We start from the raw sequence: 22,334 nt of genomic DNA on the forward strand, positions 1-22,334 counted from the left end.
TTTTAGCATACCGACCGGTGGGTGGGGCTCAACGCCCGTGCCGATAGCCTTATCACCAGGTATTAAACAACAGAAATCATTTTTATTATTTTGTGACTATTGTTTTATTTGCCGATTCTGATACAATGTGTTTTGTAACTGCTGATGCTTAGGGGAGCATCGTTTTTTTTGATGAATCAAACTTTATTTGGGGAGGCATAACATGGCACGAAAGAAAACCATTACGCGCGATCACATTTTGAACGCTGCGTACAACTTAGTCATTGCGGAGGACTTTAAGAAGTTCACCGCTCGTAACATCGCTGCATCGATGGGGTGCTCCACGCAACCTATCTACCTCGAATTTGCCAACATGGCAGATTTGCGGCAGGCGGTGGTTGATCGCATCAAGTCAGAACTGACGGAACGGTTCCAGCGCACCTATACTGATGACCCGCTGATCGACATGGCGTTGACTTACATCGACTTTGCCATCGAGAACAACAGCTTGTACCAGTCAGTGTTCGTTGAGGATCACCTCGGTGTTGACGACATGCGCCAGTTTGCCATGAGTGCCGCCTTGAAGCGCCTCAACAAGTACGACTCCGTTAAGCAGTTGACTGAATCTCAGAAGAACAACGTCATTACTGGCGCCTGGATCGTGCTACAGGGATTGCGGACTTGATGTCTGCCGGCTTCATCCACATCTCCCACGCCAGATGATCGAGATTTTACAGTCGGTACTGAAGGACTTTATTGAGAACAAGCGTTTCGATGGTGCAGATAGTGACAACATTATTTCCATGGCTCGCGCCAACTAATTCAAGGGTACGATACGATTAAGGACGATGCTTTCTAGCATGGCCCTTTTTTTTAATGCCCGCAAAGTCGCCCAGGGTAGCAAAACGGGGCCCAGAAGCTGGCCCCAGAGGTGGTGCAATTATTGAGCTGCGATTTCTTGCTGCTTGGCAACGATTTGGTTGACGAACTCTTCAAGGCGGTCGATATCCTCGGCTTCGGGGGCTAAGTCAACTTTGACGCTGTCGGCACCCTTCACGGCTCCATCGGCGGCGAGGACTTCCGCGAAGTCATCAACACTGGTGCAAAGTCGGTGTAGAAGTGGTCGCCACTACCGGCGCAACCGAACACCTTGCCGTGGAGGTCGACGTCCTTGAGTTCCTCGTAGAAGTCAACGGCTTCGTCAGGCAACATGCCGCTACCGGAGTCGCTAAACGTGTAGGTGGCCACGATGCAGATGTCGACGTCGGCAAAGTCGTCGGCAATGGCTTGTGACACCTCGGTGGTGGTCACGGACACGTTGTGTTTCTCCAGCTCTTCCTCGATAATTTCGGCAATTTCTTCAGTATTACCAGTCATGCTGGCGTAAACAATTCGTGCTGTAGCCATGTGTGCGCTACCTCCTATTAAATGTTCCCAAACAGTATAGCAGATTTGTGCTCCATGGTCACAGTGTGCTCCAAACACGGTGCGTGGTGCCGGCGTGGCTCCGATAGCTGGGGTGTGACCCGTGCCGGTGGCGTCTAGATTGATGGTGCGTGTGCACTGTTAGCGTTTAGTCACAACAAGCAGGGGGGCAATACGGCAGCACCGTCGCGGGTTGAAGCCTGCGCCAGAAAGCGGCTATCGTGGCGTGGTTTAGCAAGCAAGGATAGTTCAACATGCCCGCTCAGTCACGTGGGCGCCCCGAACATCGCAATGGGGATATGTTTTGGTGTATCATGGTGGAGATAGCAAATGGAGGTAGAGAATTTGATTACCATTAAGACAGACCGTGAAATTGACGGTATTCGTCGCGCTGGCGCCGTTTTGGCCGGCGTGCACCGTGGCTTGCGTAACATCATCAAGCCCGGTATTTCTAGCTGGGAGATTGAAGAATTTACCCGGCAGTACATCAGTGACCACCACGCCCACGCGAGTGAAATGGGCTTTGAGGGTTACCAGTACGCGACCTGTGTATCCGTTAACGACGAAGTAGCCCACGCTGAACCGCGCAAGGACCTGATCCTGCACGATGGTGACATCGTGGCCGTCGATATGTGTGTGGACAAAGACGGCTACATCAGCGACTCTTGCTGGAACTACGCCGTTGGTAACATCAGTCCCGAAGCCCAAAAGCTGATGGACGTGACCAAAAAGGCTTTGTACCTGGGTATTGACCAGGCCGTTGTCGGTAACCGTATCGGTGACATCGGCCACGCCATCCAGCAGTACACCGAAGTCGAAAATGGTTACGGCGACGTACGCGAACTGATTGGTCACGGCATTCAGCCGACCATGCACGAAGCACCTAACGTGCCGCACTACGGCAAGCCCGGTCATGGTCTGCGCCTCAAGGCCGGCATGACCATTACCATCGAGCCGATGATTACTACCGGCACCTGGGAAATTGTTGCCAAAGAAGACCCTAAGACTAACTGGGAATACTACGTTACGGCCGATGGCTCCCTGTGTGCGCAGTACGAACACACCATTGCCATTACCAACGATGGGCCTAAGATCCTGACTAGCCAAGATCCAGAATATGATGCTAAGTACCTTTAGCAAATAACGTGCCGCGACCATCTTGGTGGTGGTACTGGCGGCCAATTGTGCGGTGGTGGGTTATTGCCCATTGCGCGCCGGTTGGCCGTTTATTTGTTTACTGAGGGTAGTAAAAGCATGGCCGCAGTGGCGGTCGTGTCAGTGATAAAGGAGGAAGCCCATGCCTAAGCGCACGGTTTTCGGGCATCGGGTCAGTGCAGCCTCGTGGCAAGAGCTACATGACCGTAATGAACAAAGACATCAGCCAATTCACCGCCAGCACCTAACGCCTAAACAACGCTGGGCGGCAATACTCGACCTGCTGGGCCGGCGGGTCAACGCCGCACAAATCGACCAAACGGCTGCAGCAATGGCGTACTACGCGATTCTATCGGCATTTCCGGCCGCGCTGATCGTGTTTAACCTAGTATCCCGAATCGGGGTCTCTAGTTTTGGCCTACGCACGACCGTGACGCAGGTGGTCCCCGCCAACGTGATGGCGACGATTCGACCCGTGCTCGCATCACTCGCGGCAAAGCCCAACACTACGTGGGTGGGCATTGGGACTATCTTTACGTTGTGGGCGGCAAGTCTGTGTATCGCCTCCATGCGGTCGGGGTTCAACCGGGCGTATGGTATTCGGGCAACCGTGCAGAATTTTTTTTCATTTCGCGTCTGGTATCAATGGTGCTCACGGTGATCCTAATTGCGGTCGTTTTGGCCGTGGTGTTGGTGTTTACCTTTGGGCGGCAAGTGCTCGAATGGGTGGTAGAAAATACCAGCATTCGTAATTACTGGGTGAGTGCCTTTCAGTCGGTCAAGTGGCCGATCACCATCGTGGTGTTGGTGGTGGCTTTCACCTTGTGTTACTACCTCATGCCTAACGCCAAAATGCGGTTCTGGACCATCATGCCCGGAGCGGTTTTTGCGACCGTGGGGTGGATCGTGGTGTCGTACGCTTTTTCCCTGTACATGCGCTACTTTGGTAGTGGCTTCAGCGCGTACGGTACACTCGCAGCCTTCGTGGTGCTGCTACTGTGGCTGTTTGTGAATTCGTTCATCGTTATGGTGGGCGCCGTGCTGAACGCGTGTGTCTACGAATACTTTTATGGACAAATTCACGGCAGTAAGGGCCGCGTCCACGACTTTGCCCAGACGCGTATACATTGGCATCCGCACCACCGTTAACGTTGTTGGTTTTGTCCCCGGTGATTGTTAACCGAGGGCTTTTTTTTGTAGTTGGGGATGAGTATAATGGCGTTGATATGGACAAAGGAGGCATTAGTTTGCGCACATTGACGAAGGGTAACCCAATCAAATTGGTGGTATTATTTACCATCCCCCTCCTGATTGGGAACGTATTCCAACAACTGTATAGTTTCATGGATGCGCTGATCGTTGGGCGGACGATTGGGGTGAACGCACTCGCGGCCGTGGGGGCCACGGGTAGCCTGACGTTTTTGGTTATTGGCTTTGCCCAGGGGACTTCCTCGGGGCTGGCGATTCCCACCGCCCAGGCGTACGGTGCGCGCGACTTTCGCGGGGTGCGGCGGAGTTTTGTCGCTAGTATTTGGCTGGCCATTATCATTACGGTAATCGGCACGGCGCTGTCGGTAACGTTCACGGTGCCGCTGCTCCACCTGATGCAGACACCGGCCAGCATCGTCCACCAGTCGGCATCCTTCGTGCGTGTCATCTTTATGGGGTTCGGTGCCTCCATGGCGTTTAACGTGCTCAGTAACCAGATTCGTGCGCTGGGTGATTCACGCACACCACTGATTTTCCTGGTATTGTCCACCATTGTTAACATTTTGCTGGAATTGCTGTTTATCCTCAAGTTGCACATGGGGGTTGCTGGTGCTGGCTGGGCGACGGTGACGGCCCAGGTCTTTTCATCGCTGTGCTGTTGGTGGTACATTCGTCGGCGCATCCCGATGCTGGTGGTGCGGCGGCATGACATGACCTTCGACCTGGTGGAAGTGCGTAAGCAGATGACCATCGCGTTGCCGATGGGCTTTCAGCAGTCAATCATTGCCATTGGCGCGGTGATCATCCAGGTAATGCTCAACACGCTGGGGACCGATGCGGTCGCGGCCTACACCGCGGCGGGACGAATCGACCAGTTGGCGTCACTACCGGCGGCCTCGTTTGGGGTGACCATGGCGACGTACGCGGCGCAGAACAAAGGTGCGCGGGAATTCGGACGGATTCGGCAAGGTATCCACCAAACGATGGCCCTGAACATGACGACGTCGGCGATCCTCGGGGCGTTGATCATCATCTTTGGACGGCCGCTGGTGAACCTCTTTCTCGGTAACGGGGTGCTGCACGTGACCGCGCTGGCGCAAACGTATTTCCACTTCAACGCCAGCATGTACTGGTTCCTAGCACTTCTGTTTACGGTCCGTTACACGTTGCAGGGCCTGGGTCAGACGTTGGTGCCAACGCTGGCAGGGGTCTTCGAACTGGTGATGCGGATCTTTGCGGGTGTGATTTTGGTTACGAGTCTCGGCTTCACGGGGGCGGCGATGGCCAACCCGTTGGCTGGATTGGCTCGGTGTCCGTTCTGATTGCCAGTTATCTGCGGACGATGCGGCGGTTGAAAGAGCAGGAGTTGGCGAAGGCCGCAGCACAATAAGTAAATTACGGCGAGAGTTGCTCACTAATTAGGTGGGCAACTTTTTGGCTCCTAAAGGATATGGAGAGATATGCTGCCTTAGTCACGAGAGTGTCAGTAGGTGGATTGTCGTGGAGCCAGTTCGGTGTCTCTTTGTGGCAGCCGGCGTTCCCGTGCATTGGGCAGGCGTCGCCAACTAACGACGCATACCACTAATCATCCAGTGGTCGGTGTGCAGATGATGCGGTATGATGGTAGCAATGAATAACATCGAGGAGGCACCATCATGCTGGAACAAGCATACCTAGATTTGGCCCGCCACATTCTTGACGATGGCCATTATAAAGATGATCGGACCGGGACTGGCACCTATAGCATCTTTGGCTACCAAATGCGGTTCAACCTGCAGGAAGGGTTCCCGCTGCTGACCACCAAGAAGGTACCTCTCGGGCTGATTAAAAGTGAATTGCTGTGGTTCCTGCACGGTGATACCAACATTCGCTTCCTCCTCCAACACAAAAATCACATCTGGGATGAGTGGGCCTTTAAAAAGTGGATCGAGTCGCCGGAGTACCACGGTCCGGACATGACTGATTTTGGCCGGCGGCACCTGGTGGACGCGGATTTTAACGCCCAGTACCAGGAACAAAAGCGTGCCTTTGACGACCGTATCTTGCACGACGACGACTTTGCCGCCCACTATGGGGATCTGGGTAATGTGTATGGCAGTCAGTGGCGTGCTTGGCGTACCAGTACTGGTGGAACAATCGACCAGCTTGGGCATGTAATCGAACAAATTAAGCACAACCCCGATTCTCGGCGGCTGATCGTGTCCGCATGGAACCCGGAGGACGTGCCGACGATGGCGCTGCCACCATGCCACACCATGTTCCAGTTCTACGTGAATGATGGCAAGCTGTCACTACAGTTGTATCAACGTTCGGGAGACGTCTTCCTGGGCGTTCCATTTAACATTGCCAGCTACGCGCTGTTGCTCTCGATGGTGGCGCGAGCAACGGATCTGCAGGTGGGCGACTTTGTCCACACGCTAGGGGATGCCCATATTTATAAGAACCATTTAGACCAGGTGCGTGAACAGTTGAGCCGGACGCCGCGGCCAGCACCGCAGTTGTGGTTGAACCCCGACAAGCATGACCTCGATGAGTTTGGCATGGATGATATTAAAGCGGTCAACTATGACCCGCTACCGGCCATCAAGGCTCCGGTAGCAGTATAATTAACGGCGATAACGCGACCAACGGAGTACGAGGAGATGACGGGGTATGGAAACAGCCTTTATTTGGGCGCAGGACCGCAACCGGGTAATTGGGCGTGACGGCAAACTGCCGTGGCGGTTAGCCGATGACCTCAAATTTTTTTAAGGCAACAACGTTAAACCAGGCGGTGATCATGGGCCGCCGCACCTTTGCCGGTATGGGCAGTCGGGCCCTCCCGCAGCGGCAAAACATTGTGTTGACTCACCAAGCTGATTTTCAGGCTCCGGATGGGGTCGTCGTGGTGCACTCTATGGAGGCCGCGCTCAATGCCGCTAACACGGGCGACCACGATGTCGCCTTTGTTATCGGCGGGGCGGGGGTGTTCACCAGCTTTTTAACCGCGGTTGGCAACCCCGACAAGCTCTACGTGACGCGGATACATGGGGCGTTTGAGGGGGATACCAAGATGGTCCTCCTCCCGTGGTCGCAGTACCGGCGTGACTCGGCGCGGACGGTTATAGCGGCGGACCCCAAGTTGACCCATACGTTCGAGCAGTGGGTGTACGCACCGCAGCCACCACATACCAGTGAGGGCTAGTCACAAAACATGTGTTTTAGTAAAGAAACAGGGGTGGGCGGCCGGCCTGCCCCCGTGCTGGTAAAATTATGGTAGCGTCATAACTCCGATAATAAAGGATGGTCAACAACATGAAGAAGCTTTTTTTGGGCCCTGGCGGCAGTGGTCGTGGCCGTAATTGGTTTGGGTACGCAGCACGTAGCGGCTGCCACCGATAGCGCCTGGGATAAGCCAGTGGTGACGTTAGGGTCATCACTCACAAGTAGTCAGCGGCAGGGTGTCATTGACACCCTGACCGACGCCGCAGGGACGGGTGACAGTTACAACACGCTGACCGTTGACGGGGCGACATTGGTGAAATACCTGAACCCGAGTGGTGATAACTTCACCACCAGTTCAGGGGTCTGGTCGTCCGCGTTGGTACAAAAAAACCAGTAGCGGCGGTATTAACGTCAAGATCGTCAACTATAACGGGGCGAACAACATCACCACCATTACCGCTGACCAGTACCGTAATGCGGCCGTTACGGCGGGGGTCACTAACGCCAATATTTACATCACGAGTCCGGTCTCAATCGACGGGTCCGGCGCGTTGGCGGGGGTGTACGCTGCCTTTGCAGCTAATGGCAGTACGTTGAGCCAGTCACAGGTGACGGCTGCCCAAGACGAGGTCAACACTCTGAGTAGTATTACCCAGGCCAACAAGAACAAAGACGGTTATAGTGACAAACAACTGAATAACGCCATTGCGGGCATCAAAAAGCAAATGGCGACTGACAGCAACAACGGTCAACAGACGCTCTCCTCAAATCAGATTGGGAACATTGTGGACAGTCAGTTGAAAAATAATAATTTAGGCACAATTATCAACAACAACCAGCGGACCCAGATTATTAACCTGATGGTCAAGATCCAAAATTCGGGGGCCTTGAAGGGTAGCGGTTTTAAGCAACAAGCCAGCGACCTGGCCAACAGTATCCAGAGTTCCGCCAAGGGCTTGTTCAATAAGATCAAGGGGTCGGTTGGCAATCACGATAGTAGCTGGTGGAGTAGCCTCTGGCAGCGCATCGTCAACTTTTTTTTACCAGCATTTACAATTGGGTATTGAGTTTGTTCTAACTCGATACCGGTACCAACCAAAAGCCACCAACGCAATCAACGCGTTGGTGGCTTTTTGGTATTGGCTCAGATTCAGCCGATTTTTACCAAAGTTTTACGGACTGCATACAAAGGTTACCCAAAGGTTGTGTGGGTCTTTACACGTGCTAGCTACACTAACAGTGTAGTCAATCGACGGGTTGGGTTTCCCGAAAGGATGTGGGTCGATGAGTATGGGGATGGATGATGACGACGTGAACGCAGCGCTCATCCGGATGGCGGCGCGGGCTAGCCACCAATTGGTGCTGGCCGGCGGTGCGTTTTTACGGCAAGACCCCGCGGCGGCGCGGTTGGTTTTCAATACTGATGCGGAACTTAACGCGGTGGAGGCCCGGATCGACCGTGCGGCGTTACGGGCGGCGCTGAGCGATATGCGGCAGGACTGGCAGGACGTGGCCACTTTACTCAAAGTTACGGATGCGCTCGAACGGGTAGGCGACCACGCCGTCGTGCTGGCCGCAATCACCACCAGTAGCTTTACCCAGCCGGGACACCCCACGGACAGCCAAGCGGATGTGTGGTTGACGGCGATGTTGAACCGCGTAGGCAAGACGCTGGGGATGGCAGTTCATGCTTTCGTGCGCCGTGATGCTAGCGTGGCACAAGAGGTCGCGTTGAGTGATCGCGAGGTAGACCGGCTGAACGTCCGCATTCAGGCGTTGCTGGGGCCAATCACGCCGGGTGAACCGGCACTGGCAGTGGCCCGCCTGTTGGCCCAAAGCGGTGATTGCGCCGTTAGTATCGCGGAACTGACGGTGTTACGGGCTACCGGCAAGTTGATTTCGTTACAACCCGGCGACGACCCGGCTGGAGAATAGAACCACACGTAGGGATGGGGTGGTGATGTTGATCTGGATGTGGATAATTGGGGCCATATTCGTGATGGTGCTCACTGGCTGGGCCATGTGGGGCACCGCTGACGGGTTGATCGACCGGCACGCGGTCACCCGCCAACTGGACCGACCGCCCCGGCGCCACGGACCACACGGGGGGAACAATTGTAGCCAGTGATAGTGGGTAAACGTGGATGAAATTGTAGATAAAAATCACCATGTCGATCAAACGTCGACATGGTGATTTTGGTGTAGGTGACGTCACCGTACCGTCTTTGTGCAAACCAGCTCTGGCTATACGCGGCTAGTAATCTCAAGACTAGCCTGCGCCAGTACGTGTCCTGGCAGGGCGTGACGAAGTTCGTTCATCCAGAAGCCTTCAGGCAGGTCTAACGTGGCGTTCAGCGCGTACATGGTAAACGTGTAGTCGTGGTCAGCGTTAGGTGGCGTTGGTCCAGTGTAGCGCTGGTAGATCTCGGGGTCGGTATTATTCACGTACCGCCCAGCGTTCGAATTGCGGCCCTGGACGAACTGTCCGGCGAGGTCGCGGCTCGCGTTGGCGGGTATGTTGGCCAAACTTAACGGAATGTCGGCGGCAATCCAGTGAATCCACATGAAGCCAGAGACCGGGATGGCATCATAGTCTGTCAGGGTCAAGGCTAGCGCCACAGTGTCGGCCGGAATATCGGTGACTTGGAACGGAAAACTGGTTACGGGAAAGCCGTTACGCATATCATCGCCCGTAGCGTACTTACCGTACTTGTCTGGTAGGTAGCCGTTAGGTGTATCAACAGCAATGTGCATTATGTGCACCTCCTTTACTCGGTACCTTTATTATACCCGTTTTTAGCATGCGAACGCGCCCTTGCCGAGCACGTTAATCGGCGCTGGGGCGGGGGATGACGCTGACTAAATTGTTGCCACGGTAAGTGGCGACTAGGTCTAGATTATGGCCGTGCAGCATCTGCGGCAATAGTGGTTTCAGGTCGGGCACGATGCCCTGATTGTCGGTGAGGGTGACCCAGTCCGGGTCCAGTGCGGCCAGAATGCCTTCCCGCGTATCGCAGGGCAGGTGCAAGCGCTCATCGGTGTCAACGACGTAGAGGTACATGATGCCAATACGGTCACCGTCGACGACCCAGTCGAGGGTACCCACAAAGTCAAAGGTGGGTTCGGGGAGTTCCGCGCCGGTTTCTTCAAAGGTCTCACGCATGGCGCCATGCCGCTCCGTTTCCCCTGGTTCAATTTTGCCGCCGATGAGGTTCCACATCCCCCGAAATGGTGGTTGACGCCGGTTAATGCCAACGACACCTTGAGGAGTCCGTAACGCAATGACAGTGTAACGTTTCATTTTTGGTTGTCCTTTCGTAATAGCAGGCGGTCCGGCAACAGCCAATTGGTTAGAATCAGTACGTCGATAATCAAGGTGAGTGGTGGCCAAATCCATCCGACGCCGATAGCGACCACGTTGCCGGTGATGGACCATTCACTTTTGCGTAGGGTCGTGGTTAGGATCGGGTTAGCGCCATTACGGAGTATGCTGGCCACCATGAGGGTGAAGACCACGTCGGCGATGAGGAGCACTACGCCGTAGAGCTGTTCGGGTACCAGCGCGATCAGGTTGGTGTCACCAACCCAGGCCGTGGCAAACGGAAAGAACGATAGCGCTAATAAGAACATGGTGTTGAGCCACAGCGTTGCGCGGGAAACCGTTTGTACACGGCTGAAGAGGTAATGGTGACTGTGCCAATAAACGGCGACGGTGACAAAGCTGGCCAAGTACACGACAAACTGGTGCCAGGTACCGAGTAACGCGTGCAGGTCATCGCCGTGCGGAACGTGGAGTTCCAAGACCATGACGGTAATAATGATGGCAATGACGCCATCCGTGAAGGCTTCCAAACGTGATTTGTCCATACGCACACCTCACTGGTAGCGGTGCTTACCGCTCGCTATAGGTAATATCGAACTGATCGAGGACGTCCTTAACGGGCCGCTGGTAGAGGGCTTGTAACGCCTCACTGGACGCCGCATCTTTGGGTAATGACAATACAAAGGCGGTTTGATGGTCGGTGTTACCCTGAGCGATAAAGCCGGTCAGGTCGTCGCCGTCGACGCTTAACGAGGTCTCGCTCAGCGTGTAGAGCTGGGTCAGTTCGAGGCGCAACTGGCGCTTGGACAGCACTGGTGGCAAGACCACAAAGTCGGGCAGCTCAGCTGGGCGTACCCCTGGTCGATCAGGAATTGTTCAAAGCTAGCGAGAAGTTTGACCTCGACCCCCCGTAACCGCCGCGGGGTGTCAGTTTCATGTTCGCTGATCAAGCCAAAGAGATGCTCCGCTGCAGCCATCGCCGCCGGGTACCGGTTTCGCCAAGCACGCAGTGTGTTGTCTGGTTGCGGCATCTGGTGCACGTAAACGAGGCCGTCAAGCAACAACAGGGTACGGAAGGCAATCATGTCGTCAGGGTGTTGCGGATCCTCATCATCGAGTTGTTGTTCAAAGCCGGCGATGACCGATTGGTCCACGCCGTCGTTGAGCAGGCCATTTTCACGCTGCCAGGCCACGACCATCACGTGTTGTGCGGCCATTTCGAGTAGCTTAGCGGTGGAGATGCGCATGGCGTCGTATTCCTGGTCGTCGCTGTGGAGGGGCATTTCCATCATTAGGTAGCCCTTCATGTTCATCATGAAGTGAACGAGTTCGTGGCTCAAGGTGTAGTCCACGTCGGTGGTGTCGGTAATGTGCACGACCACTTGGCCGTCCTTGTTGACGGTCAGGTCACCCTGGTCGTGGTTCAGGACACCACTGCTGGGGCCTTCCGCGTTGACCTGGACTTGGTGCCCGAGGACGCGGCTGAGTTCATCTAATAATCCTTGTACTGGTTCTGCGTAATCCGCCATTATGTTACCCTCATCTTTGCATTCTTTGTTACGACCATTGTACTGCAACACCCCAGCCACCTCCATCACACCAACCCAGCTACCACCGGTGAGGCCTGCATAGAACGTGCTGGGTATGCGTGGTATACTGGTCACAATTACGACTGTGCGCATTCGCTTGCGGCACAGAGCGTTACAATTACATCTCTGGAGGCTAGGCTCATATGTCTACAAAACCAACGTACTACATCACAACACCAATTTATTATCCGTCCGGCAAACTGACCATCGGGAACGCCTATACGACCATCGTGGCCGACGTTTTGGCCCGCTACAAGCGGCAGACCGGCTACGACGTCTTCTTCCTGACTGGGACCGACGAGCACGGATTGAAGATTGAGCAGAAGGCGGAAAAGCTGCACCAGTCACCGCAGGAGTACGTCGACGGGATGGTCGTGGGGATCAAGCAGCTATGGCAGACCCTCCACATTACCAACGATAAATTTATTCGCACCACGGACCCGGAGCACGTCAAAGCCGTGCAAAAGATCGTCCAGCGTCTGATCGATCAGGGTGACGTTTACCTCGGTGAATACACCGGCTGGTACTCCGTGGAGGATGAAGAATACTTTACTGAGACCCAGTTGGCCGAAGTTTACCGTGACGATAACGGTAAGGTTATCGGCGGCAAAGCACCGTCGGGCCACGAAGTACAGCTAGTCAAGGAAGAAAGTTACTTCTTCCGTATGAGCAAGTATGCTGACCGGCTGCTCAAGTACTACGAGGATCACCCCGACTTTATCCAGCCGGAGTCCCGTAAGAACGAAATGATCAACAACTTCATTAAGCCGGGCCTGGAAGACCTCGCCATGAGCCGAACCAGTTTCAACTGGGGCGTGCCCGTGCCGGGTAACCCCAAGCACGTGGTCTACGTCTGGGTGGACGCCCTGCTCAACTATATTACGGCGTTGGGTTACGGTAGTGACGATGACAGCCTGTTCAAGAAGTACTGGCCGGCAAACGTCCAGTTTGTCGGCAAAGAAATTGTGCGGTTCCACACCATCTATTGGCCCATCATCCTGATGGCGTTGGGTATTCCGATCCCACGGAAGGTATACGGGCATGGATGGCTACTGATGAAGGATGGCAAGATGAGTAAGTCCAAGGGCAACGCTGTGTACCCCGAGACTTTGATCAACCGCTACGGTTTGGACGCGCTACGGTACTACATGATTCGCGCGATTCCGTTTGGCCGCGACGGGGTGTTCACGCCGGAAGACTTTGTTGATCGGATCAACTTTGATCTGGCAAACGACCTCGGAAACCTGCTGAACCGGACCGTTGCATGATCAACAAGTACTGTGATGGCCACATTCCTGCGTTGAGTGCCGGTCGGACTGATTTTGATGATAGCCTAGAGGCCACCGCCAAGCAGACGGTAGCGGATTACGCCACCCAGATGGACAACTTGCAATTCTCTGACGCGATGGATACCGCGTGGAAGCTGGTGGCACGGGCCAATAAGTACATTGACGAGACGGAGCCATGGGTACTGGCTAAAGATGACAGCAAACGCGACCAGTTGGCGTCCGTCATGGCGCACCTGGCTGAAAGTCTGCGCGTGATCGCGGTCCTGGCTAAGCCGGTGCTGGTTAAGGCCTCAGGTGACATCTTTGACCAGTTGGGATTGGACCAGAGCGCGGCTGACCAGCAGCTGCCGGAGTTTGGTCACTTACCAGCGGATGCCACCGTTGTGAAGAAGGGGCAGCCCATCTTCCCCCGGCTAGATGTGGAGACCGAGGTGGCCTACATCAAGGGCGCCATGGCCAAGAGTAAGGACAAGAAGGTTGAGGGCAACAAGAAGAAGGCGGCCGTTGCGGCTGCTGGGACCCGCAAACCGGAAATCAGCTTTGATGACTTTGATAAAACCGAGATTCGGGTGGTTGAAATTTTGGCCGTGGAACCAGTCAAAGGCTCCAGCAAATTGCTCCAGTTCACGCTGGACGCTGGTGACGAGGGCAAACGGACGATTCTGAGCGGTATTCACAAGTACTATCCGCACTACCAGGACCTCGTGGGAAAGAAAGTCATGGCCGTCGTCAACATGAAGCCACGCAAGATGCTGGGCATCGAGAGTCAGGGGATGTTACTGTCGAGTGAGGACTCGGCGGGGAAGATCACCTTACTGACGATCGACCCGAGCGTTGCCAACGGGGCACTGTTAGGCTAATTGTGTAGGCAAACAAAAATCCTGTGCGTAAGCACGGGATTTTTTTCGTGGCCGATTGACTATTTATCCGCATCCGGTTTACAAAGCAATCTGGCGGGTGTCGATCAAGTGGCGCAAGTCGTTATCAATATTGGTCAGTGTTTGCCGTGGGTTGGCCTTGAAGGCCTCTGCGTACGAGGCGGCTGGCGTCCTGATAGTGGCCACCTGCTTACCGTTCATGTCGTCAATGGTAATCTGGTTACCGCTGAGGTGTGCGCTAAAGTAGCTGCCTTCAGTGGCTTCGTCCATGTAGTCCTGGGCGGATTGCTGTAAACCCTTGTTGATGACGTCGGTTGCCGTAGTCGGGTGGCCCGCTGCAGCTGCGGCCTGCACCATGCTGGCGACTTGATCCATATCTGTCGGAATATTATTCACAGTGATCATCCTTTCACTCGTTCGAACCCAACGTTTAACACGCTTAGTTTACCACGCAGAACGACGAGTTTTTCACCAAGTTGCTGTCACCGTAGTTGGTAGGTTTCGGGGAATGCTGTACAATGGGTCAAGATGAACGGAGCGGGGTACAAAGAAGCGGAGTAACTATGCAAATTTTTGATTCCCATACACATTTAAATGATCCGGCTTACGCCAGGAAGGAGGACGCCTGCGTAGCGGCAGCCCACGCACTGGGGGTCGACGAAATGGCCATTGTGGGGTCGGACACGACGCTTAACGCTGGGGCAGTGCAGTTAGCGGCCCGTTACCCGGGGTTAGTCGCCATCGTGGGCTGGCACCCTGAATCGGCGAAGGACTATACGCCGGCTGCTGCAGCGGAGTTGCGAACCCAGCTGGCGCTACCCCAAACGGTAGCGATTGGCGAAATTGGCCTCGACTACCACTGGGATACATCGCCCCGGGCGGTGCAACGCCGCGTCTTTGTCCAGCAGTTGGCGCTGGCGGACGAACTCGACATGCCAGTATCAATTCATAGTCGTGACGCCTTTATGGATACGTACACGCTACTGAATAACAGCCAGATTCGCCGCTTTGGCGGGGTGATGCATAGTTTTACCGGTGACGCGGTGTGGGCCCGGCGGTTTTTGGCGCTGGGGATGTACGTCTCGTTTTCCGGCATTGTCAGCTTCAAAAATGCGGCGCCAGAGCATGACGCGGTACGGGTAGTGCCCGATGACCGGCTGCTGGTCGAAACCGACGCGCCGTACCTGACACCGGAGCCATACCGCGGCCAGACCAACCAGCCCGGGTTTACCCGTTACGTCGTGGAGGCGGTGGCCCGGTTGCGGGGCACGACACCAGAACACATTGCCGCGGTCACGCAGGCCAACGCCCACCGGTTGTTTGGTTTAGGTAATTAGGAGATTGAATGAAACGTATACAACAAATCATCGTCGTTGAGGGTCGGGACGACACCAAGCGGTTGCGCGAGGCATTCGGCGACGTTGATACGATTGAAACGCACGGTAGTGCCATTGACGACGCTACGTTGCGGCGGATTCAGCACGCCCAGGCTACCCGTGGCGTGATCGTGCTGACGGACCCCGACTTTCAGGGGCAGCGGATCCGCAAGAAGATCATGGCCGCCGTGCCGGATGCCCAGCACGCTTTTTTTACCGCGTGAGCAGGCCGTACCGGCACGCAGCGGTGGGTCACTAGGCGTGGAACACGCGCGGGTAGCTGACCTGCAGGCGGTGTTGGGGCACCTATTTACCCTGAGCACCGCGGCCCCCGAGGTCATTACGCGTGAGGATCTATGGACGGCCGGATTGTTGGGCGGCCGGGATGCGCAGCGGCGGCGTGAGCTGTTGGGTGACGAACTCAACATTGGTTATGCCAACGGTAAACAGCTGTTGCGGCGACTGCGGGCCTTTGGCATTACCACCAACGAGTTTGCGGCGGCCCTCCGTCGCGTTAATGAAAGGATCAAGCATGACTGATATTCCCCGTATTGCTACTCCGGCACGCACCCATGCCATCATGGAGCGTTTCGGCTTCCACACTAAAAAAACACCTGGGGCAAAACTTTTTAACGAACCTGGACGTGTTGAGTGGCATCGTGCGCGCGGCGGCCATCGATGACCATAGCGACGTGATTGAAATTGGCCCCGGCATCGGCTCGCTCACTCAGTACTTGGCCGAAGCGGCTCACCAAGTGTTAGCGTTGGAGATTGACGCAGCGTTGTTGCCGGTACTGGCTGACACAATGGCACCGTACCCCAACGTGACGGTGGTGAATCAGGACGTGTTGGCGGCGAACCTGCAGGAGTTGATCAACACCCACTTTGATGGTCAGCACGACGTCAAAGTGGTGGCTAACCTGCCGTACTACATCACTACACCCATTTTGATGCACCTGATGCGCACGACGGTGGACTTTAGTTCGATTACCGTGATGATGCAGGGGGAGGTTGCCGACCGCTTGACCGCCCAACCCGGAAGTAAGGATTATAGTAGCCTGTCCATCGCGATTCAGAATCAGATGACGGTGCGTGTGGCCATGACGGTCAATCGACATTCCTTTGTGCCGGCGCCCAACGTGGATTCGGCCATCATTGTGCTCCAACGGCGGCCGCAACCCCTCGCGATGGTTAATGATCCGGCCGGTTTTGACCGGCTGGTCCGGGGCAGCTTTGCTTCACGGCGCAAGACGCTGTGGAACAACCTCCAGCAGCTGTACGGCAAGGCGCCAGACGTAAAGGCAGCCATGACCGCGGCCCTGGCGGATAGTGGTATTGAACCGGGGGTGCGAGCGGAGCGGCTGACCATCACCGACTTTGCGCTACTCTTCAATAATTTACAGAAACACCATGTTGCGTGAGCAGAAAAAAAATCAGACCAATTTTGTAATCTTTCAGTGAAACCCACTCATACCGGGATGCACCGGGCCCTTGCCACACTTGCAATTAGGCCTTTTTGTGCTATCATAACTAACCGAAGGGGTGAGCACATGCCAATAACACTTGCTAGTATCAAGAACAAACTTGACTCTAAAATCGGTGAGCCAATCACCGTGGTTGCCCAGGCAGGGCGGAAGAAAGTCACCCGGCGCAACGGTATTTTGCGCGAAACTTTCCCAGCCATTTTCGTGGTGGAACTGAATCAAGAAGAAAACGACTTTGAGCGGGTTTCGTACAGTTATGCAGATCTGTTGACTAAGTCAATTGAAATTTCGTTTGATGAGGCTGCTTCGGCTTAGGTAGGATGACTACCTGGCGTGGTGAAGCCAGCAACAACATGCATTACGGCTGAGGGCCGACACCAACATTCTCGTTGGTGTCGGCCCTTTGTGTTAACCGAATGTGTGCAACGGTGCGCCCACATGGTGGCGCGAAAGGAGCGAATACAACATGGTAACGGTAACGGGACAGCGGGTGCTGGTGATTGGTGGCACGTCGGGTTTTGGCCAGGCGGTTGCCCAACTTGCCCTCAATGAGGGTGCCCAGGTGACAATCATTGGCCGTACGCAGCAACACCTAACGGCCGCACTGGGCAAACTCACGGGAGCGCAAGGTGTCTGTCTGGATGTAGCTGATGGGAACCAGTTACAAAGTTGGCTGGCTGATCAGGCCAACTTTGACCACGTGGTGTCGACTCTCGGTGGCGCCATGGGTGGCGGCTTTTTGGATCACACCGACGACGAAGAGGTTGCGGCAGTGGCGGGTAAGTTTACGACGGGGATGCGGGTCGCGCGGCGCGTGTTGCCCCACCTGAACGAGCAGGGCAGTTTAACGCTGACCGCCGGCGCTGGTGGTCGCCCGTATAATGCCTCGGGCGCCGTGGTGGGCAACCAGGCGCTGATGACTTTGGTGCAAGGACTGGCCGTGGAGGTTGCGCCGCACCAACGCGTTAACGCCGTGGCGCCGTACTGGACGCCAACGGGTTTGTGGCGGAACCTGAGCGACGCCGAGGTCGCCGCGCAGGTAGAGGCCCAAGCGCAGCAAATTCCGCTGGGGCGCGTGGGCACACCGACCGAGGTGGCAACGGCCTACCTATCTTGATGCACAATCACTTCATCACCGGCCAGACCATCTTTGTGGATGGTGGGGTGTCCGCACTGTAAACCCCGTCAGTGGGCCAGCACTTGGTTCGTGCAAAGTTGTGCATAATTGCGTATACTAATGCTAACAAGCACGACAATGAACAGGTAAAGACTGGTGAGGGTTATGGAAATTACCCAGAAAGCTCCGGCCAAAATCAATCTTAGTCTCGACGCGCTGTACCGCCATGGCGATGGTGAGCACGAGTGGCGCATGGTCATGACGAGCATCGACCTGGCGGATTACGTGTCCATACGCCCGGGTGCCCGTAAAATCAGGGTCAGCACGGACAGCGGCTTTGTCCCTGAGGATGCGCGCAACCTCGCGTTCCAGGCGGCCCGTATTTTGCGTCAAGAGGCTGGTATTAATGCCGGTGCATCAATCTACATTGAAAAACACATTCCCGTAGCGGCGGGCCTGGGCGGTGGCTCCGCGGACGCCGCGGCGGTTTTGCGCGGCCTGAACGAACTGTGGGGGCTGCACTACAGCCAGGAACAACTTGCACGGATCGGTCTCAAAGTGGACTCGGACGTGCCCTTTTGTGTGTATTCGCAACCGGCACTGGTTACGGGTCGTGGCGAGCAGGTGACGCCGCTAGGCACCCTGCCCAGCTTTTGGGTGGTTCTGGTAAAGCCGGCTATTTCGGTCACTACGGCCCGTATTTTAAGCATGGTGGACTACGACCAGGTTCTGCACCGGCCGCAAACTGACCGCGTGCTTAAGGGTATCACCCAGCGCAACTTTGACCTGATGGTGTCCGGGATGGGCAACGCACTCGAAGACGTGACTGCCACCCGGTTCCCGGTGATCAAAGAACTTGAACAGCGTCTGGTTAAGTATGGGGCCAGTGTGGCACAGATGAGCGGCACCGGGCCGACCGTCTTTGGCTTGTGCCCCACCCGTTCGCGGGCGGAGCGCGTCTACAACAGTATGCGTGGTTTCTGCAAGGAGGTGTATTTAGTGCGGCCATTGAGACTGGGTTAGCACGCCCAGCGCTGATGGACCAGTAATGCGGCCACGACGGCGCGTTCGTTTGAATGATGCAGGTGGTGGGGGACTACCAACGTATCATTGAGATTAACGCCCGACCGGCGCGGTCGTGCCGAAGAAGTGGAGGAGAAGATGAATAAAGAATCTTCAGGGCGGCACGCGACCGCTGACCATTTTGCCTGGGGCACCTTTTTGAACACGGGTTACACCATCGTGGAGTTGGTATTGGGAGCCATGGTGGGCTCCGTGGCGTTGATTGCGGACGCGTTGCACAATTTGAGTGACGTGCTGGGCCTCGTGTTGGCGTGGGGCGCGGAGCTGTTGACGCGGCGGCACCCCACGTTACGACGGACATACGGCTTGAAGGGTACCACCATCCTGGCGGCGTTGGTCAACGCACTCATGTTGGTGATTGCCATGGTGTTGATCGTGGCGGAAGCTGTCAATAAACTGCATCATCCAGCCCCGGTCGCGGGGTGGTCCGTGGTGCTGATCGCGGGCGCGGGGGTCCTCGTCAACGGGGCCACGGCGCTGCTGTTTGGTCGGGGCAACAAGGACCTCAACGTGCGGGGGGCCTTTTTGCACATGGCTGCAGATGCCGGCGTGTCGCTAGCCGTGGTCGTCGCCGGTATCATCATGATCGTCACCGGGTGGCGCTGGGTGGACCCGGTAGCCTCGTTAGTAGTGGCGGGCGCAGTGCTCGGATTAACGTGGGGATTGTTACGTGATGCCCTCAACATGGCGTTGGCGGCGGTTCCCCGTAGTATCGACACCCGGCAGGTGGAGGCAGTCATTGCGCATTGCCCGAGCGTGGTGAGCTACCACGACCTGCACATCTGGGCCATTAGCACGGCCGACACGGCACTGACGGTACACGTGCGGCGGAACACCCACGAACATAACGACGCGTTCTTGGACGAACTCGCTGCACGAATCCGGGAACAGTGCGGCATCACCCACATCACCATCCAGGTCGAGTACGGCAATAATGACGGTGATAACGACTACTAGTCTACTAGTCACTACACCGGGTGCCAGTGGGAAAAAAACCGTCGACGATAGGCGAACATTGTTGAATAATGGGTGGAAATGGCTAGCGTAAAGACGGATATTCGGTTATAATCGATTGATAAAATACGTAAAACATTGAAACTCAGAGGAGATAACAACATGAAAACCCGTCGTAGTGATCGACTGATTGATATGACCCGCTACTTGTTAGAGCGGCCCCACACGCTGGTGCCCCTAACCTTTTTTTTCGCAGCGCTATGAATCAGCTAAATCGTCCATCAGTGAAGACCTGGCCATCATTCGCCGTACTTTTAAGCAGCGGCAAACTGGCATTTTGGAGACCGTCCCTGGGGCCGCTGGTGGCGTGCGCTACATTCCCATGATTGGCATCGACGAAGCTAACGAGTTTATCAGCGAGATGGCTGGTCGCTTGGCGGACACTGACCGGTTACTACCTGGTGGGTACGTGTACCTCAGTGACCTTCTCGGCACGCCGGAAGTTTTGCGCCAAATCGGTCGCCTAATTGCGACCCAGTACCTGGATTCCCGCGTGGATGCCGTCATGACGGTGGCCACTAAGGGAATTCCGATTGCCCAAAGTGTCAGTCAGTACTTGAACGTACCGTTTGTGATCGTGCGGCGTGATTCTAAGGTGACGGAAGGCTCCACCGTATCCGTCAACTACGTCTCGGGTTCGTCGGACCGTGTCCAGAAGATGGAACTCAGCAAGCGTTCCTTGCGTGCCGGCGAAGGCGTCCTGATCGTGGACGACTTCATGAAGGGCGGCGGCACCGTTAACGGGATGAAGAGTCTGATTGAAGAATTTGATGCTGAAACGGTCGGCGTTTCCGTCTTTGCCGAAGGGACGTTCAACGGTGACCACATGGTCGATGATTACACCTCGCTATTGAAAGTTGACACGGTCGACGGTAAGGAAAAGAGCATCCACGCGGCGGCCGGGAACTACCTGCAGCGCAACGAGGATCTGCTCAAGGAGTTGGGTAATTAATGTCATCCTACTTGGAACCCATCAAGACGGCCATCTTCGTCTTTCCGTTCCTGGCTGCTTTGCTGAGTTTACCGTTCGTCATTTTGCAGTACCGACGCTACGGCAGCTTTTTGTGGAGCCGTACTATCGTCCTGTTTTTCTTCGTGTTTTACATGCTGTGTGCATACTTCCTGATTATTTTGCCGTTGCCACCCATCCACGTGGTGGCGGCATTGCAAACGCCGCGGTACAACCTCGTACCGTTGATGTTTGTGCGGGAATTCATGAAGTATTCTGGGTTTGAGCTCACTAATTGGCACACCTGGTTGGCGACGCTTAAGCAGCGTCGTTCCTGCAACCTGCGTTTAACCTAATGCTGACCGTGCCGTTTGGCTTCTACATGCGCTACTACTTTAGGCGCTCGTGGTGGCAGGCAGTGTTATTGACGTTTGGCCTGAGCCTCTTCTTTGAACTGACCCAGTTGTCGGGGTTGTACCTGATCTACCCCCGGCCTTACCGCTTGTTCGATGTGGACGACTTGTTGATCAACACCACCGGCGGGGTCCTCGGTTTTGGGTTGACGCCCCTGATTGCGGTGGCCTTTCCCAACCGGGCCCGGATGGATGCTCAAAGTTTTGCCCAGGCTGACCGGGTCGGGCCACTGCGGCGTTTTGCGGCGTGGCTGGTCGACTTTGTGATTATTCGGGGTCTGGTGGCGTTCTTGTTGAGTGCCGTACTCCGGTGGTTGGGTCACGCCGGGCTGGCGGCAAGCTGGCTGGTGACGTACCTGGTGCCAGTCCTGTGCTTAATGTACCTGACTCCGCTGTGGTTGCACGGCCAGACGCTGGGCAAAAAGTTGTTACGGATACGCATCGTGGGCGTGAATGGGACGTCACTGTCGTGGTGGCGGCTGGGGTTACGTCAGGGTGTACTGTACCTGATTACGCTGCCGCTGTTGCGGGTCTGGACGCACGAACTAACTGGTGTATTGGCTAATGTGGGTGCCCGGACGCAGCTCAACTTGCTAGCGTTGGGCCTACTCAGCGTGGGCGTGCTGTTCGTGGTCTGGAACCTTTGCTGGCAGTTGTTGCGGCGTCGGGAGCGGTTGTTCTACGAAGCGTGGGCGGGTACCGAACAAGTGGCGCTCAAACCACGCACCGCGGTACCAACACCAGTTGCGCTAACGCCAGACGCGCGGCAAAGTGATGGTAGTAAATGATACTCAGCAACGATAATTGAAATGTACTGTGAGGGACCACCTGGGCGGGGTCCCTTTTGT

18 protein-coding genes and 9 pseudogenes are annotated in these 22,334 nt (G+C 55.6%); 20 read left to right on the forward strand and 7 right to left on the reverse strand.

Annotated features, from left to right (window positions below; genetic code table 11):
* The first annotated feature begins 202 nt into the window (after positions 1 to 202).
* Positions 203 to 800 (forward strand): annotated as a pseudogene (locus JCM13996_RS04895) (TetR/AcrR family transcriptional regulator).
* Between the two features lie 119 nt (positions 801 to 919).
* Here the strand turns inward: JCM13996_RS04895 and JCM13996_RS04900 are convergent.
* A pseudogene (locus JCM13996_RS04900) lies at positions 920 to 1,386 on the reverse strand (flavodoxin).
* 363 nt (positions 1,387 to 1,749) lie between these two features.
* On the opposite strand from JCM13996_RS04900, the gene map reads away from it, so the two are divergent.
* From map to JCM13996_RS04940, 8 genes and pseudogenes are all read left to right on the forward strand, one after another.
* A complete protein-coding gene (map, locus tag JCM13996_RS04905) occupies positions 1,750 to 2,541 on the forward strand; it encodes a type I methionyl aminopeptidase (RefSeq protein WP_054750112.1) in 792 nt (263 codons plus the stop codon).
* A 349-nt stretch (positions 2,542 to 2,890) separates the two neighbouring features.
* A pseudogene (locus tag JCM13996_RS13280) lies at positions 2,891 to 3,708 on the forward strand (YihY/virulence factor BrkB family protein).
* 98 nt (positions 3,709 to 3,806) lie between these two features.
* Positions 3,807 to 5,158: pseudogene (locus tag JCM13996_RS04920) on the forward strand (MATE family efflux transporter).
* A gap of 265 nt (positions 5,159 to 5,423) precedes the next feature.
* On the forward strand, positions 5,424 to 6,374 hold the full coding sequence (locus tag JCM13996_RS04925) for a thymidylate synthase (protein WP_054750118.1): 951 nt from the start codon (positions 5,424 to 5,426) through the stop codon (positions 6,372 to 6,374).
* Positions 6,375 to 6,420: 46 nt separating this feature from the next.
* On the forward strand, positions 6,421 to 6,519 hold the full coding sequence (locus tag JCM13996_RS12370; protein ID WP_263848861.1) for a dihydrofolate reductase: 99 nt from the start codon (positions 6,421 to 6,423) through the stop codon (positions 6,517 to 6,519).
* Positions 6,500 to 6,952 carry a dihydrofolate reductase gene (locus JCM13996_RS04930; RefSeq protein ID WP_054750120.1) on the forward strand — a complete coding sequence of 151 codons (453 nt, stop codon included), beginning with the start codon at positions 6,500 to 6,502 and terminating at the stop codon, positions 6,950 to 6,952. Before JCM13996_RS12370 ends, JCM13996_RS04930 begins: the two co-directional genes overlap by 20 nt.
* A gap of 132 nt (positions 6,953 to 7,084) precedes the next feature.
* Positions 7,085 to 8,039, forward strand: a pseudogene (locus JCM13996_RS04935) (DUF1002 domain-containing protein).
* 217 nt (positions 8,040 to 8,256) lie between these two features.
* Positions 8,257 to 8,907: a phosphate signaling complex PhoU family protein gene (locus JCM13996_RS04940; protein ID WP_054750121.1), complete on the forward strand. Its 651-nt coding sequence runs from the start codon at positions 8,257 to 8,259 to the stop codon at positions 8,905 to 8,907.
* A gap of 309 nt (positions 8,908 to 9,216) precedes the next feature.
* Here the strand turns inward: JCM13996_RS04940 and JCM13996_RS04945 are convergent, their stop codons facing one another.
* From JCM13996_RS04945 to JCM13996_RS04965, 5 genes are all read right to left on the reverse strand, one after another.
* A complete protein-coding gene (locus JCM13996_RS04945; protein ID WP_054750123.1) occupies positions 9,217 to 9,726 on the reverse strand; it encodes a YbhB/YbcL family Raf kinase inhibitor-like protein in 510 nt (169 codons plus the stop codon).
* 73 nt (positions 9,727 to 9,799) lie between these two features.
* On the reverse strand, positions 9,800 to 10,273 hold the full coding sequence (locus tag JCM13996_RS04950) for an NUDIX domain-containing protein (protein ID WP_054750125.1): 474 nt from the start codon (positions 10,271 to 10,273) through the stop codon (positions 9,800 to 9,802).
* Positions 10,270 to 10,839, reverse strand: coding sequence for a TMEM175 family protein (locus tag JCM13996_RS04955; RefSeq protein WP_054750127.1), 570 nt, complete (start codon positions 10,837 to 10,839; stop codon positions 10,270 to 10,272). Before JCM13996_RS04955 ends, JCM13996_RS04950 begins: the two co-directional genes overlap by 4 nt.
* A gap of 25 nt (positions 10,840 to 10,864) precedes the next feature.
* Positions 10,865 to 11,122 carry a hypothetical protein gene (locus JCM13996_RS04960; protein WP_156321868.1) on the reverse strand — a complete coding sequence of 86 codons (258 nt, stop codon included), beginning with the start codon at positions 11,120 to 11,122 and terminating at the stop codon, positions 10,865 to 10,867.
* On the reverse strand, positions 11,074 to 11,823 hold the full coding sequence (locus JCM13996_RS04965) for a hypothetical protein (RefSeq protein ID WP_156321869.1): 750 nt from the start codon (positions 11,821 to 11,823) through the stop codon (positions 11,074 to 11,076). The genes JCM13996_RS04960 and JCM13996_RS04965 overlap by 49 nt, the downstream gene beginning before the upstream one ends.
* A gap of 203 nt (positions 11,824 to 12,026) precedes the next feature.
* Between JCM13996_RS04965 and metG the strand changes: the two are divergent.
* A pseudogene (metG, locus tag JCM13996_RS04970) lies at positions 12,027 to 14,032 on the forward strand (methionine--tRNA ligase).
* A gap of 78 nt (positions 14,033 to 14,110) precedes the next feature.
* Here the strand turns inward: metG and JCM13996_RS04975 are convergent.
* Positions 14,111 to 14,455 (reverse strand): hypothetical protein, encoded by a 345-nt coding sequence (locus JCM13996_RS04975; protein ID WP_054750133.1) that lies wholly within the window; start codon positions 14,453 to 14,455, stop codon positions 14,111 to 14,113.
* 158 nt (positions 14,456 to 14,613) lie between these two features.
* Between JCM13996_RS04975 and JCM13996_RS04980 the strand changes: the two genes are divergently transcribed.
* From JCM13996_RS04980 to JCM13996_RS05020, 10 genes and pseudogenes are all read left to right on the forward strand, one after another.
* Complete coding sequence (locus JCM13996_RS04980) at positions 14,614 to 15,387, forward strand: TatD family hydrolase (RefSeq protein WP_054750135.1); 774 nt, start codon at positions 14,614 to 14,616, stop codon at positions 15,385 to 15,387.
* An 8-nt stretch (positions 15,388 to 15,395) separates the two neighbouring features.
* A pseudogene (gene rnmV / locus JCM13996_RS04985) lies at positions 15,396 to 15,966 on the forward strand (ribonuclease M5).
* Positions 15,959 to 16,847 (forward strand): annotated as a pseudogene (gene rsmA / locus JCM13996_RS04990) (16S rRNA (adenine(1518)-N(6)/adenine(1519)-N(6))-dimethyltransferase RsmA). The pseudogenes rnmV and rsmA overlap by 8 nt, the downstream one beginning before the upstream one ends.
* A 129-nt stretch (positions 16,848 to 16,976) precedes the next feature.
* Entirely contained in the window at positions 16,977 to 17,225 is a 249-nt protein-coding gene (locus JCM13996_RS04995; protein ID WP_054750137.1) for a Veg family protein, read from the forward strand.
* A gap of 151 nt (positions 17,226 to 17,376) precedes the next feature.
* Positions 17,377 to 18,027, forward strand: a complete 651-nt coding sequence (locus JCM13996_RS05000) for an SDR family oxidoreductase (protein ID WP_225353475.1) — start codon at positions 17,377 to 17,379, stop codon at positions 18,025 to 18,027.
* A gap of 165 nt (positions 18,028 to 18,192) precedes the next feature.
* The gene (gene ispE / locus JCM13996_RS05005; protein WP_054750139.1) at positions 18,193 to 19,050 is read left to right on the forward strand and encodes a 4-(cytidine 5'-diphospho)-2-C-methyl-D-erythritol kinase; all 858 of its coding nucleotides are present in this window, start codon (positions 18,193 to 18,195) and stop codon (positions 19,048 to 19,050) included.
* A gap of 138 nt (positions 19,051 to 19,188) precedes the next feature.
* The gene (locus JCM13996_RS05010) at positions 19,189 to 20,067 is read left to right on the forward strand and encodes a cation diffusion facilitator family transporter (protein WP_054750141.1); all 879 of its coding nucleotides are present in this window, start codon (positions 19,189 to 19,191) and stop codon (positions 20,065 to 20,067) included.
* A gap of 159 nt (positions 20,068 to 20,226) precedes the next feature.
* Positions 20,227 to 21,076 (forward strand): annotated as a pseudogene (gene purR / locus JCM13996_RS05015) (pur operon repressor).
* Complete coding sequence (locus tag JCM13996_RS10835) at positions 21,076 to 21,429, forward strand: hypothetical protein (protein WP_156321870.1); 354 nt, start codon at positions 21,076 to 21,078, stop codon at positions 21,427 to 21,429. Before purR ends, JCM13996_RS10835 begins: the two are co-directional and overlap by 1 nt.
* Before the next feature lie 26 nt (positions 21,430 to 21,455).
* Positions 21,456 to 22,274, forward strand: a complete 819-nt coding sequence (locus JCM13996_RS05020) for a VanZ family protein (protein ID WP_263848868.1) — start codon at positions 21,456 to 21,458, stop codon at positions 22,272 to 22,274.
* Positions 22,275 to 22,334 lie beyond the last annotated feature (60 nt).

It is taken from the genome of Lacticaseibacillus thailandensis DSM 22698 = JCM 13996 (genome assembly GCF_001312865.1).
GTDB classification, from domain to species: Bacteria; Bacillota; Bacilli; order Lactobacillales; family Lactobacillaceae; genus Lacticaseibacillus; species Lacticaseibacillus thailandensis.